The organism is Paenibacillus sp. B46(2026), assembly GCF_056786355.1.
On the sequence record NZ_CM165907.1, the window covers coordinates 6,077,996 to 6,092,006 of the forward strand.

Annotated in this window: 12 protein-coding genes; 3 read left to right on the forward strand and 9 right to left on the reverse strand. The window is 47.4% G+C overall.

Features of this window, described 5'->3' with window-relative positions; genetic code table 11:
• Positions 1-161 precede the first annotated feature (161 nt).
• Both AC1S8V_RS26965 and AC1S8V_RS26970 read left to right on the forward strand, forming a co-directional pair.
• A complete protein-coding gene (locus AC1S8V_RS26965; RefSeq protein WP_482071431.1) occupies positions 162-1,373 on the forward strand; it encodes a sensor histidine kinase in 1,212 nt (403 codons plus the stop codon).
• Positions 1,374-1,393: 20 nt separating this feature from the next.
• On the forward strand, positions 1,394-2,083 hold the full coding sequence (locus AC1S8V_RS26970; RefSeq protein WP_482071432.1) for a response regulator transcription factor: 690 nt from the start codon (positions 1,394-1,396) through the stop codon (positions 2,081-2,083).
• Between the two features lie 97 nt (positions 2,084-2,180).
• Here the strand turns inward: AC1S8V_RS26970 and AC1S8V_RS26975 are convergent, their stop codons facing one another.
• From AC1S8V_RS26975 to ftsE, 5 genes are all read right to left on the reverse strand, one after another.
• Positions 2,181-3,509, reverse strand: coding sequence for a PDZ domain-containing protein (locus AC1S8V_RS26975; RefSeq protein ID WP_482071433.1), 1,329 nt, complete (start codon positions 3,507-3,509; stop codon positions 2,181-2,183).
• Between the two features lie 64 nt (positions 3,510-3,573).
• Complete coding sequence (locus AC1S8V_RS26980) at positions 3,574-5,046, reverse strand: S41 family peptidase (RefSeq protein WP_482071434.1); 1,473 nt, start codon at positions 5,044-5,046, stop codon at positions 3,574-3,576.
• Positions 5,047-5,182: 136 nt separating this feature from the next.
• A complete protein-coding gene (locus AC1S8V_RS26985) occupies positions 5,183-6,463 on the reverse strand; it encodes a murein hydrolase activator EnvC family protein (protein ID WP_482071435.1) in 1,281 nt (426 codons plus the stop codon).
• Between the two features lie 187 nt (positions 6,464-6,650).
• Positions 6,651-7,568 (reverse strand): permease-like cell division protein FtsX, encoded by a 918-nt coding sequence (ftsX, locus tag AC1S8V_RS26990; RefSeq protein WP_482071436.1) that lies wholly within the window; start codon positions 7,566-7,568, stop codon positions 6,651-6,653.
• Entirely contained in the window at positions 7,558-8,244 is a 687-nt protein-coding gene (ftsE, locus tag AC1S8V_RS26995; RefSeq protein ID WP_024631580.1) for a cell division ATP-binding protein FtsE, read from the reverse strand. Before ftsE ends, ftsX begins: the two co-directional genes overlap by 11 nt.
• A gap of 254 nt (positions 8,245-8,498) precedes the next feature.
• Between ftsE and AC1S8V_RS27000 the strand changes: the two genes are divergently transcribed.
• A complete protein-coding gene (locus AC1S8V_RS27000; RefSeq protein WP_482071437.1) occupies positions 8,499-9,932 on the forward strand; it encodes a VanW family protein in 1,434 nt (477 codons plus the stop codon).
• Positions 9,933-10,168: 236 nt separating this feature from the next.
• On the opposite strand, the gene AC1S8V_RS27005 is transcribed toward AC1S8V_RS27000, so the two are convergent.
• From AC1S8V_RS27005 to AC1S8V_RS27020, 4 genes are all read right to left on the reverse strand, one after another.
• Complete coding sequence (locus tag AC1S8V_RS27005; RefSeq protein WP_482074592.1) at positions 10,169-11,722, reverse strand: MDR family MFS transporter; 1,554 nt, start codon at positions 11,720-11,722, stop codon at positions 10,169-10,171.
• A 72-nt stretch (positions 11,723-11,794) separates the two neighbouring features.
• Positions 11,795-12,478 carry a hypothetical protein gene (locus AC1S8V_RS27010; RefSeq protein WP_482071438.1) on the reverse strand — a complete coding sequence of 228 codons (684 nt, stop codon included), beginning with the start codon at positions 12,476-12,478 and terminating at the stop codon, positions 11,795-11,797.
• A 34-nt stretch (positions 12,479-12,512) separates the two neighbouring features.
• Positions 12,513-13,241, reverse strand: coding sequence for a polymer-forming cytoskeletal protein (locus AC1S8V_RS27015; RefSeq protein ID WP_482071439.1), 729 nt, complete (start codon positions 13,239-13,241; stop codon positions 12,513-12,515).
• A 14-nt stretch (positions 13,242-13,255) separates the two neighbouring features.
• Positions 13,256-13,879, reverse strand: coding sequence for a YhbD family protein (locus AC1S8V_RS27020; protein ID WP_482071440.1), 624 nt, complete (start codon positions 13,877-13,879; stop codon positions 13,256-13,258).
• Positions 13,880-14,011: the final 132 nt, after the last annotated feature.

Here is a 14,011-nt window from a genome sequence, read left to right on the forward strand (position 1 = left end):
TTTATTGTAACGGATCGCAATCTGTAGCAAAGGTACGAAAAGTCATGAATCGAAGGTGACTTAAGTCATCTCCTGATTCGAATGATGCATATGGTATAATCAAGGGCGCATTACCGAGAGATTTTCTACTCCACTTTTTATATAAAGGATGTCACAACCATATGCCGATGCGGTTTCTGCAATACGGATTGATTATCGTTCCAGCAGTGCTGTACCTGTTGATGCTGCCCTTGGAAAACGAAGCCGTCTACACCCTGTATGTCATCATCGCGCTTGGACTCTCCGTGTGGAAAGATTTCACCCGTTCAAGTACACAGCAGTGGCTGCTGCTTCTGGTCCAAATACTCTGGAACTGCTGGCTGATGGCTTGGTATGGACCATTTATGGTATTCCTCTCTCTATCCGTGCTCTACGTGTATATGTACAGACTGGAGGGGAGTCAGCGGTGGTTGATGTTTGGAAGTCAGCTTGTGGCAAGCAATGTGGCATTGCATTGGCATTATTCTCACCCACAAGCAATGCAGTCAGGGTTAACCACACTGTATACAAACGCCGCCACTGTATTCTCCGCAGAGACAACAGCGGTGGTTCTTGGCAACCTGCTTTTGCTCATCATAGCATCTCTGTCCTGGCAGGGATCCAGAACGGCGAGCAGCCGCGGACAACTGGAACAAGTCTACGACGAGCTTCGCAGCAAACATTACGAGCTACAAGAAACGCGTGCGCAGCTGCTGTTATTTACAAAGCAACTTGAAGGAGCGGCTCAGGCAGAGGAACGAACCCGTATCTCAAGACAACTTCATGACGATATCGGGCATCGACTGATTCGCACCAAAATGATGTCGGAAGCCGCCCTGCTGACCCTCCCTCGAAATAGGGAACAAGGAACGGAAATGGTGAGACAGATTCGCGATCAATTGGCCGACAGTATGGATGATATGCGCAAGACCTTGCACAAACTGCAACCGGATTCCTATGTTTCCACTACCTACGCACTGGATCGTCTCCTTGAAGAAGTGGGCAGAGATACCGGCGTGAAGACAAATTATGAAGTTCATGGCCCATCTCATGTGCTGTATCCCAGCATACAGATTGTTTTGTACAAAAATGCCAAAGAAGCCTTAACCAATGCCCTGCGACACGGAAATGCTTCTTCGATCACAGTAGAGTTGGTATTCGGGGCTCAGGAAGTCTGTATGAGTGTAAGTAATGATGGCAAAATTAATCCCCATTCTTCCAAGGGAAATGGCATAGGACAGGAGGGCATGCGTCTGCGGACACAAATGGTGGGAGGAGCCCTGGAGATTCAACCGGCTTATCCATATACGGTGATTACACGCATTCCAATAACCAACCCAATGCATATACTCTGAAAAAGGAAGTGAATGTTCTCATGTCCGAACGGAATGATGTAAACAACAAGAATGATTCAGCCCACCCTCCGCTTATCCGGCTGATTCTCACCGACGATGACTATTTCATTCGCGAGAGCCTTAAAGTACTGCTTGGACTCGGCTCTGGCATTAGTGTTACAGGCACAGCCTCAAATGGACAGGAAGCGTTGGAATTGCTTGAAGCAGGAACGCCTGCGGACGTGGTTTTAATGGATATTCGGATGCCGGAATGTGACGGAGTTGAAGGTACCAAACGCATAAAGGTACGTTTTCCTGAGATCCAGGTGCTCATGCTGACTACGTTTGACGACGATGAGTATATTATTCAGGCATTGCAGAATGGAGCAAGTGGTTATTTACTCAAAAATGTCCCCCCCGAGCGGATCATTCAAGGCATCAAGACCGTACATAACGGTGATATGTTAATTCATCCGGATATTGCCCGCAAGCTAACAGGCCTTCTTCGTCCTTCTCCAACTTCCCAGACACAGGACCCAATCGAAGCCTATGGACTCACACGTATGGAGCTGGCGGTTGCCGAGGCTATATCGGAAGGGTTATCCAATAAAGAAATTGCAGCCAAACTGTTCCTCAGTGAAGGTACGGTCAAAAATTATGTCACGGATATTCTCGGTAAGCTGAGCTTGCGTGATCGGACCCAAATCGCCATCTTTATGTTAAAAAAATAACAAAAAGGTATTTCCCTTGCCTGTGACGGCCCTCGGAAATACCTTTTTCCTTTTTCATTGCTTGATTTATGCAACATACTTCATCACGTATGCTTAGTTACATCTCTATGGACCCTTTGTCACTGGCCACAGGGGCTGGTGGTAACGCCAATGGAGCTTCGTCCCTTTGTGGTTTTTTCAGGCGGGCAAACAATTTGAGATTAATGATATGGAACAGCGTCAGTGGACGTAACCGAATCGCCCAGACCTCGTGATTGTCAGGTGCCATAATGACCCCAAGCTGATGATGCTCCCCTTCATAGATCGCTCGTTGCATGAACTTGCTTTCTCCCTGGTGATTGCGTACCTCGAGTTTGCAAAAAGCCGGGTTCATCCGCAGAGCACGATGCAACTCTTCCGGTGAATGAACCAACTTACCATTCACCTTGTACAACGTCTCTCCTGCTTCAATCCCCAAATCTGCAGCAGGACTCTCCGGAATAACAGCTAATACTTTCAACCCATGCTGCGGATGAACAAATACCGGACTGCGATTTTGCTCTTCAAACGCGCTGTACCATACCAGAAATTCATGTCCAATAAATGCAATCAGCGCGGCAACCACCATGAGTGGAGACCACCATGCAGCAAGCAAACTGAACACGAGCAGGGTTGTCCCATAAAACATCAACCGTTTTGACGAGATCTGCACCTTCTGGCCTGGGAGCATACTCTGCGTTACCTCACCAAATCCGAGCATGATCGGCAGCGCAACCAGCATATAACTATGTCCCGCATTCATAAGCGGATTCCATGCCAGCTCTGCGCCACCTCCTGTGACTGGAACAAGAATCAGTAGGGGAATGGCCCAGAATTGTTGCAGTTGATATCCGCCCACCAGTTTACCGCGTTTTCCCTCGAAGAGAAGCGGTGATGCCATCGATACCCCCTGCATGCGTACCAGCAAAGCCTCACCCATATGCAGAAGGGCCGCCAGGACAAGCAGTGCAGGCATGTCCAATGTACGTAGCGTCTCCGTGATACTGCCCATCCATCCCGATGGCTGCCAGCCTGAAGCCAGATTCAAACCAAATTGCAACACACCCAACAATCCGGCCGCGTAAGCAAAGCACAGATATCGGATACGGAACAAGGATAGAACTAGCGTTGCAGCCCATATGCATATCAGGCTTCCCAGTGTAAGATGTGCACCCAGGAATAGGGACACAATTGAGACGATGGTACCAATGAGTATGCCTCCGAGCACCGCTCGGATCGTCTGGGTTATCGAGCTTTGCAAACGAACATGAAACAATTTACGTTCTTGTAGTAACTGACGATGATAGATGAGCGCAATGAGAATCACCGCTATATAATAAAACGGCTGAATAAACAACTGCAACAATGCTTCTCCTAATGTAGTTAACCACGGCCATACCCATTCCATTGTGGTCGGTCACTCCTCTCCTTCAGCCGGTTCAGAAAAAAAGAAGGCTGAAAATCAGCCTTCTTTATGGCTTCGACACTGCGGACGAAATATCCTTTGAGACATTTTCGATCGCGCGTTTCAGCTGTGCATCATATTGAGGATTGGCAATACGTTCAATCAGAGCCGCTTCGAGTGATTCAGCGGTTTTCTCATCAATCTGGCCTGTGGCCTGGATGCCTTTTTGCTTCTGGAATGCCTTGACCGCTTCTTCTGTCTTCTGGTCGTAGTATCCGTCCACACGATCCGGTTTGAAATCGAGTCCTCTCAGCATCGTCTGCGCACTTTTCACATCCGTGCTATTGCTGTCATATTTAAGTGGTAACTTCTCTTTGTTAATCGGTGCCACCGAGAAGTAATCCGGTTGGTCTACCGCAATATCCGGTTTGATTCCTTTTTCATGAATCCAGTCCCCGTTCGGAGTGAGCCACTTGGCAATGGTAATCTTCAGCAAGCTGCCGTCACCCATTTGCTTGTCATAACTCGTCTGCACGGTTCCTTTACCAAAGGAGTTTTCACCGATCAACTTAGCGCCTGCTGACTGTTGTAATGCTCCGGCCAAAATCTCCGACGCACTCGCGCTACCTTTGTTCATCAAGACTGTGATTGGATAAGCTTTGGCTGATCCATTCGATTTACTTTGTTCCTTCTTGCCGTTCTTGTCTTCAACTTGCACAATAACCTTGCCTTTAGGAACGAACTGTTCAGCAATATCAATGACAACTTGCAGTACACCGCCTGGGTCATTACGTACATCGATGACCAGACCTTTCATGTTCTGCTTCTCAAGCTTCGCCAATTCTTCCTTGAAGCGATCGCCTGTATTGAGAGAGAATTGGGTAATGGCAATAACGCCAATTCCGCCATCCTCCATGTGCGCATATACGGTCTCCAGATCAATGTCATCCCGTACAATAACAAATTCAATCAGTTCGGAAGATCCAGCACGTTTAACTTGTACCTTCGCTTCACTGCCCTTTGGACCTCTGATTTTATTAACAGCCTTGTTCAGTTCCAAACCTTGCAGGGATTCTCCGTTCACAGACATAATCATGTCTTTCGCACGAATACCCGCTTTCTCGGCAGGTGATCCTTTGATCGGGGAAACAACAACGACGTTTCCGTCCTGTGAGGATACCTCTGCGCCAATACCGGTAAATGAACCTTCGATCGACTCTTCAAACTGGGCAGCCGTTTCCTGCCCCATATAGTTGGAGTACGGATCACCAAGGGATTCCATCATGCCGTTGATCGCACCGTCAATCAATTTGGTCTGATCCACGTCTTTATAGTAGTTGCTTGAGATCAAATCCATCGCGGTTTCAATCTTCTTCATATCGTTCTTCTGCTGCGTATTGCCGGTTACACTGGCCAGCAAACCTTCGCCCGCTGTAGTCTGGCTCGCTATCCCCGGATAAGTCATCAATACCAGGGTTAACAAACTACCGCCAAGGAGACCCACAATGACAAGCAGTAGCGCCGATCTTTTTTTCATCATCCGTTTGTCACCGCCTTTAGTTTTGAAGCGTGTCAGATTCCATTATTGACAGAATCCATTCCCTGAACATGCCAGCTTAGTATATGTCTAGCTTGTACGGAATATGTTTTTTCCATTCGGTCTGGGGACAAGGAATTTACAGATAATTCATTGGATTGACTGCCGTACCATTGTCTCGTACTTCAAAGTGCAAGTGAGGTCCAGTAGAGTTCCCTGTATTTCCTGACTCAGCAATGGTATCACCCTTGCTCACGGTGTCACCCTTGCTGACTTTAAATCCACCTTCGCGTAAGTGACCATATAACGTCCATAACCCGCCACCATGGTCCACAATAACCGTATAGCCATATCCGCTATACCATTCAGCCATGATCACGATTCCGCCAGAGGCAGCGTGTACAGAGGTTCCCACAGGCACAGCGAAATCAACACCGTTATGCATCTTACCCACTACACCTGTAATTGGATGGGTACGGGGACCGAATGGAGAAGAAATGCGTCCTCCAGATACCGGTCTTGAGAAGATACCATTACCGGATGAATACGTGACCTCACTGCTGCTATCCGAGCTGACTCTGGTTGGCGTCTTGGCTGCAGCTTTCGCCCGAGCGGCTGCTGCGGCTTTTGCTTTGGCTGCGGCTGCTGCCTGTTGTTCACGCAATTTATTTTTCTCTTGAAGAAGTGCCGAACGTTTGCTGGCAATCTGCATCAATACATCTTCCTGCTCTTGTGTCAGCTCTTCTGATTCTTCAATCTTAGCATCATATGAAGCGAGAAGCACTTGCTTTTCCGCTTCTTTTTCATTCAATTGGGACTTGCGCTGTTTCTTCTGTGCATACAGACTCTTGGCTTCCGCATATTGCTGATCCAGTTCTGCTTTTTTGTCCACAACCAGCTGCTTGTCCGATTTATGTTCATCCAGCAGATGCTGATCCTGATCCACGATCGTTTTGAGTGAATCCGCACGAGTCAGAAAATCAGTGAAGCTGGTGGAAGTCAACAATACATCCAGATAGGATACAGCACCGTCCGTATACATCAGACGCACACGTGACTCCAAAAGTTTCTCCCTTGCAACAATACGTTCTTCTGCCGCTTGAAGGTCTTTCTTGGTTGTACGGAGATCTTCCTCCGTGTTCTCGATCTGCAAGGATACGCTGGCCAGTTCATCACTAACGACATTGATCTGTTCCATGACAACCTTCAGATAAGCATTGGTTTTGTTCTTGTAATGCTGAGCTTCCTTTTTGTTGGAAGCTGCTTTTTTCTGCTCCTGCTTGGCAGTAGCTGCCTTGTTCTCCAGTTGCTGAATCTGCTGGTCAATATCGCTGATGCTACTCTTGGCATATCCGTCAGAAGGTTGAAGCGTCATACCGGCCAATAACGTAAAGGCCAGCAGCGAAGCGGTTTTTTTCAAAATGATGATCCCCCATCCTATGATTTCACAAGAAAGCAACCTGCACAGGTGGTGAACAGCATGTTCTTTGCTTTCTTCAATCTTAAACGACTCCGTCTTTCCTACATATCGTCAAACAGCGTCCATGAATGAACCTGCTCTACCATTCTTTTCGACATATTCTGCAATTTGATCGTTGAAAACAAGTTTAAACGTTGAGTGATTTCCGAATGGACAGTGTACTTCCCAAAATACCTACCAGCACACCAAGTCCGATCAACAGTGTTCCAAACAGCAGCCAGATTTCGCCGAGCGGAATCAAGTTAAGCATCTGCATGAATACATCCTGACCAATCGTGGCCATTAACTGGCCATATCCAACGAATAACACCCCAACCGTAATGACCGAGCCAATAAATCCAATGAGTGCACCTTCAATAAAGAAAGGCCAACGAATAAAGGTGTTGGTTGCGCCAACCAGCTTCATAATGCCGATCTCCCGGCGACGGGCCAGAATCGTTACGCGAATCGTATTCGAGATCAGGAACATGGACATCAGACCCAGTCCCCCGACAAAAATAAATCCGATATTACGAACTAGTTTCGTAAATTTGAATAATACTTCCACCGTTTCCTTGCCGTAGTTCACTTTCATGATCGGCTTCTCCGGGTGTTTTTCGTTCAAAGCTTCGATTTTTTGCGCTACAAAAGCCACGGTTTCCGGTTCAATGACCTCAACTTCAATGGTCTCCGGCAGTGGATTGTTATCTACATCGAAACCGCTAAGCACATTATCTGCACTCTCTCCAAGACGTTCACGGAACTCCTTGAGTCCTTCTTCCTTGGAAACAAAACGGATCTCACTTACTTCTGGCATCGCGCTGATTTCTTCCTCCAGTGTGTTACGCAGGTTCTCGTCCACATTCAGTTCGAGGAACGTGCTGATCTCCACCTGGCTATCAACCTGATTCGCCATGGAATTTACATTGAGCACCAGCAACATGAACACGCCAAGAATTAACAGCGACACAATAATGGACATGATGGAGGCTACAGACATCCAGCCGTTGCGGAATACGTTTTTGAATCCCTCCCGCAGATGGCGCAAGAGAGTACTAAAATTCATAACCGTATTCCCCTCTCATCTGATCCCGTACAATCTGTCCACGTTCAATGGCGATTACCCGTTTACGCATCGTGTTTACGATATCTTTGTTGTGGGTCGCCATAACAATGGTTGTCCCCCGGAAATTAATCTCATCCAGCAGTTGCATAATGCCCCATGACGTCTCCGGATCGAGGTTTCCTGTAGGCTCATCCGCGATAATAACCGATGGGTTATTGACGATAGCCCGGGCAATGGCAATACGTTGCTGTTCTCCACCCGAGAGCTGTGAAGGTTCGCGATTTGCCTTACTCCGCAGTCCCACCAAGTCGAGCACTTCCATCACCCGTTTTTTGATATGACGCTTCGGTGCTTCAATAACTTCCATCGCAAATGCCACATTCTCAAATGCTGTCATCCGTGGCAGCAGACGAAAATCCTGGAACACAACGCCGATGTTACGACGCACATAAGGAATCTTTCTTGGCTTCAACTTACCAATATTAAATCCGTTAATGGATATTTGTCCTTTGGTCGGAACTTCTTCTCTGTACATCAATTTCATAAATGTCGATTTGCCTGCGCCGGACGGACCGACGATATAGACAAATTCATTGCGGTCGATCTTCACCGACACCCCTTGTAATGCGTGGGTCCCATTGGCGTAGGTCTTCCACACGTCCTGCATTTCTATCACATCATCACTTCCTGCTCACATAGTTAGCCATTATCATTTCGACACAATCCCGGCATTTCCTTTAAAAAGACCTGATTTTCATCAGGAAAAAATCCACGTTGTCCCTGTTTTGATGGTGAAGCATGGATTCATATGAAGTTTATTGTAACAAATTTGTTACCTATTGAGTACCCGAAAGTTTTCCTGCATTGGATCATATATATAGAAAGTGTTACAAAGTCGGGAACAACTGAAGTATAAAGGAGCGTACGGTTATGAAAAAAATACATCTGACGGTCATTGTTCTATTCTCCATCCTCTTGATCGGCTCCGCGTCCTATGGATTGTTGTATATGTACGTAAATCAGCCTGCCATACCTAAAGACGTCCATGTTGGTGGCTGGGCGGTTGAAGGGAAGAATCGTAAGGAGGTTTTGCATGCACTCGATGAACGGATCCAAAAGCTGGAGGACTGGCCTATCACCCTTGAAGTAACTGAACCAAACCCCAACACCATGACGCATACCGCAGCCCAGGTAGGAGTGAGCTACAACGTTAACCACTTTAAGTCCGCAATACAGCAGCTTGAGGAAGGTAACCTGTGGGAACGCACATATGCACGTTATCATTTTCCGAAAGAGTTCTCTCTGGATATGAGCTACGACTTACGGCCACTTCAAGAATATCTCAGTCCTGCTTGGGAAAAAGAAACCTTCGGGACACCTGCGAACGCCGTTCGCCGCATTACCGCAAGTGACAACGTCCAGTACATCCCGGAAAAGGGCGTCCGACGTATTGATTGGGATACACTCACAAGTCTCATTCAGACGAAGCTGCATCGGGATTTCAGCGTACTGAACCCGGATGAGAAACCCGCACCACTGCTGATCCAGATACCACTGTATACGTTGAAACCTGAGGTAACCCTTGATTCACTGCGCCACGAAGGCATTGACCGGAAGATCATCCAGTTCTCCACGGGTCTTGGCAATAGCAGTGAAGGCCGGATACATAATGTCAGCGCAGCCGCGGAAGCGATTAACGGTATGATTTTGCCTCCGGATGCGGTGTTCGATTATGAGAAGGTCGTCCGTAAAGCTGAAAAGGATTATGGGTTTCGTGAGGCCCCGGTCATTGTGAACGGAAGACTAACCCCCGGGATTGGGGGTGGAATCTGCCAGGTATCCAGTACGGTGTATAACGCAGCACTGTTGACGGGTCTCGATATTATTGAGCGTCGCAATCACTCCCTGCCCGTCAAATACTTGCCGAAAGGATTGGATGCCACCTTTGCCTCGGGAGCCATCAATTTTCGCTTCAAAAACAATACAGGCAAGTCCTTGCTGATCCATGCCGAAGTGAAAAACCGAAGTTTGATGGTGAAATTTTTCGGCACATTCCCGGAGAATGTCAGTTATGCCCTTGAATCTCGCACCATTGAAACATTAAGTGTTCCAGTGAAATATGTATCCAGTACTGTACTGCCTGATGGTGCACAGCAGGTGCTGCAAAACGGACAGCCTGGATATATTGTTGAGACGGTGCGAACCAAGACAGTAGACGGCAAAGTCGTTGAATCCAAAACGATTACACGCGATACGTACAAAGCTCAGAATCGTCTGATTGCCCGCTCAGGTCATAGCAGCTTGCCTGATCCACAAGGGCCTTCTGTTGTGGAGGACGGGATTAGCGATACAAAACAGCCTTAAATTTTTTAATCAAAGCAACTGACAACTTGCAGATCACGGAATGGTACAAAGAATATCCTGTCGTAATTCATGAATAAGCATAAGCTGATCATACGAAAACAAAAAGACACACTTCCCATCCATGTTGAGGATATGCGAGAAGTGTGTCTTTCCATGTTGTTTTAATGTAGGTTATTCGAGTTTTAATAAACTACGTTTAGCCCCTATACGTAACTTATGGTTTACTGTATAACGGTTTAGTGACCACCTGTGTATTCGCCTTGTTCTTCGCCTACGACCATCTTCTCTTTCCCCATGAAGAAGGAAGCCATCAATGCGAGTGCAGCCGGGATTGCAGCCCAGGCAAATAACTGCACGATGGAAGAAGACAGCGCATGTGTGATGGTGTCGAGCACCTGAGGCGGAATCGCCTGTCTGAGTTCTGGTGACAGTAATGCATGTGGATCGGTCAGATCCACTCCCTGAGGCATACCGCCCGCTGAAGCACCGCCTGCTTCCGCGGCTGAACCAGCGAGGGCATCGTTCATATTACGCGTAAATACCTGGCTCTGTACGATCCCAAAGATCGTAATCCCCATCGTCATGCCGAGGGACCGCAAAAAGTTAAGTGTAGAACTCGCCGCACCGCGTCTTTGCGGTTCAAACGCGTTCATAGCTGCATTGCTGAGTACGGAGAACGAAGCGCCGACACCCAGACCAACCAATACCATGAATATGCGAATCGTCCACAGAGACGAGCTTTCATCCAGCGTAGTCAGCAATCCGAGTCCGAGGACCAACAGTGCCAACGTAGGAATCATAATGTTACGATACTTGATTTTGGTCATCAACACCCCGCCCATGGACGCCGTCACAACGGACCCGAGCATCATGGGCAACAGCACGAGACCCGAGTTGGTTGCTTTACCACCAAGTACACCCTGAATGAAGATCGGAATGTACACGGATGCAGTAATGAATGCCGCGCCACTGAACATGGCGATAACGTTACTGGACCAATACACTCGATTACGGAACATATTAAAAGAAATGATTGGTTCCTTGGCTTTCGTCTCCGCGTATAGGAAGAGCAGCGTGAGCACAATGAATCCGGCAAACAAGCCAAGGATCTGCCAGGAACCCCAGGCAAACGTTTTGCCACCCAATTCCAGACCAAAGATCAGGCACACAACAGCACCAATCAACGTTATAGCACCCACCCAGTCGATCTGTTGGGATTGGTGCTGATGAGATTCCTTATAGAAAAATGCAATAAATAGAAACGCAATCAGACCAAGCGGCAGGTTGATATAAAATACCCACTCCCATGTCGCATACTGGGTAATGTAAGCACCGAGCAGTGGTCCGAATACACTGGACAGGCCGAACACCGCTCCAAACAATCCACCCAATTTACCGCGTGATTCTGGTGCAACCACATCAAACATGATGGTAAAGGCAATCGGCACCAGTGCACCTGCACCAATACCTTGGATCGCTCTGTACATCGTCAATTCCACAATAGACGTTGCCGTTCCGCACAGTGCTGAGCCAAGCATAAACACAATGATACCAAACACAAAAAACTTCTTCCGTCCATACATATCCGATAGCTTACCGAAGATTGGCATTCCGGCCATCTCAGCTACCATGTACGCGGAGGTAACCCAGACGAACTTGTCGAGCCCACCCAGCTTCCCGACAATATCCCCCATCGCCGTTGCCACAATGGTATTATCCATCGAGGCCATTAGTATGCTGAGCAGTAACCCTGCCAGCACCAATCCAATACTGTTTTTACGCGCAACCATTGTACTCAATCTCTCCATTCACGCTCTATTCATATGACTGCATTAGTATATCCGAAAAGAAGTTTTCGTTAATCAGTCCAAGGACCGATTGCTTTGCGCCAAAACTTCCGATTGCGGATGAATTTGCAGAGATGAACGGTATTCCACTGTACCAATCCGGCAGCCTGGACCGATTTTTATTTTATCGCCACGGACAATCTCGGCCTCCGTATTCTCTAATTCAATATCGTCACCTTCGATAATCTGTGCCTTGAGAATCGATTTACTCCCCGTAAACAAGTCATTCAACCGGCCACTCTTCACCGAGATGATGGAACCGCCCATTTCCTTGACCTCGGATGGACCCATGATTTTGAGTGTCATCTGTTCAGCGCTGAGCATACCCGCTATCGTCAAACGCCCGTTCAGCTTGATACTTTCCGCCTGACAATCCCCTGAAAGATGAAGCTCACCTACCACTTTTATATGCTCGACTTTGGCATGCAGGCCAGAGGTATGGATTCCATCCTGACCATCACTGCCGGCAGTTCGCTCTGTCAGAGTAAGGGTTCCCGTGATTTTAATCTCTGTGGATTCAAGCGATCCGTATATGACCGAGGTACCCGTACATTTGAAACGATCACAATATAGAGTGTCGTTGAAGGACGCGTCCCCTACGACCTTGACCTTGCCGTACACGCCCCCAGCAGAACTGCCATCACCAACGATGCTGATATCCATTTTTTTGTCCAACGAACGCCCCGGATTGTTATTCATGTCGATCCCATCCCTTTCTCTCCATATCCAAACTTTAAATTCGCTGACTGCTGCCCACCTTGGCATCTCGATCAACCTCAAGTTCACCTGAATATTCGACCAGCCTGATGTTACAGCCACGACCGATATGAATGTTGCTCCCCCGAACAATATCAGCCTCCGTATCTTCCAGTACAATCTCATCTCCCTCAATTAAGGATGTCTTGAATGAAGGGGTCCCGCCCAGACCAATACTTTTCCAAAATCCATTCTGTTGCTCCTTGCGACGAATATCGATACGCTCTCCGCCAATCTCTTTAGCCGAAGAAGATGTGTGCAGCCTGATCTCCACTGTTCCCGCATTCAGTAAGCCGCTGATCTTAATATTGCCCTGTACATTCAGGGACTCACATTGGACATCCCCTTCAATATCGATCACACCGCCAATATCAATTCGTTCCCCATCCACTCTTCCACGTACGGTACACTTTCCGTTCACTTCAAGCTCAGGGCTATGGAGATCTCCGTTAATCGTCGTCATGCCGTCCACACGAACACGAGAGCTGGTCAATGGACCATTCAACGTGCACATCCCGTTAATCGTTGCACTCTCGGAGCTCAAAGCGCCATGCATCTTCAATGTTCCATTTACTTCCATAGAGGTGCAGTCCAGGTTACCGTTCACCTTAGCCATGCCATCAATAGATACACGGTGAAACTCCCCGCCTGCCGTTTGACTCATGCCCGCCACATTCAGATCATTCCGCTTATTCCGCTCTGCCATAGATGATCCTCTCCCTATCCCAATTTGAGTTTTAATTCTTCCATAAATGTTCCCATCGGCTGCCTAAGAATCACCTTCACACCATTGTCAAAATAAAACTCCGTTCCTGCTGTCACCAGCATGAATGATGGGACACCCATCTTACGGGTAAGCACCAGTTCGCTGGGTTTGCCTGTAAAACGATAATAATGTTCAGACATGACATCAATTAGCAACGCACCCTCTTGCCGAGTAATGTCTCCACTCATTAACAACTTATCTAGAACATACAGCATCATAATCTGCTCCAAAGTATGTAGCGGTTGTTCCAGACCTGCTTCTTGCAACAGATCCAGTGATACTTGTGAAACAATGTTTCGCTCTAACAGTTGTGAAGCAGACATCTCCACTTCGCCCAATGTAGGTGAGAACACGTCTGCCAGCTCATCCAGCGACAATCCGTCTTTCATGTTGAGAATCTTATCAATACGAAGTAATATCTGCTGTTTGGGAAAAAAGGTCTCTTGTCCGGTGTAGGACGACTTCCGAATGAACCATTCTTCCGGAATGAGATTTTTCCGCTTCCAGCGGTATAACTGGCCGTATGAGATACCTGTCAGGTCCAGCAATTCTTTTTTGGAGATCAAATCATCCGTCATATATGGTCCCCCTTTATATTGAAATGAGTGTAACATAACATTGTTACGTTGTAAACTGAGTAGGAAAATAGTTGATCATTCCTCCAATGAACCATTCCACTCCTGTGAGTTAATCTGTTGTACACTATATGA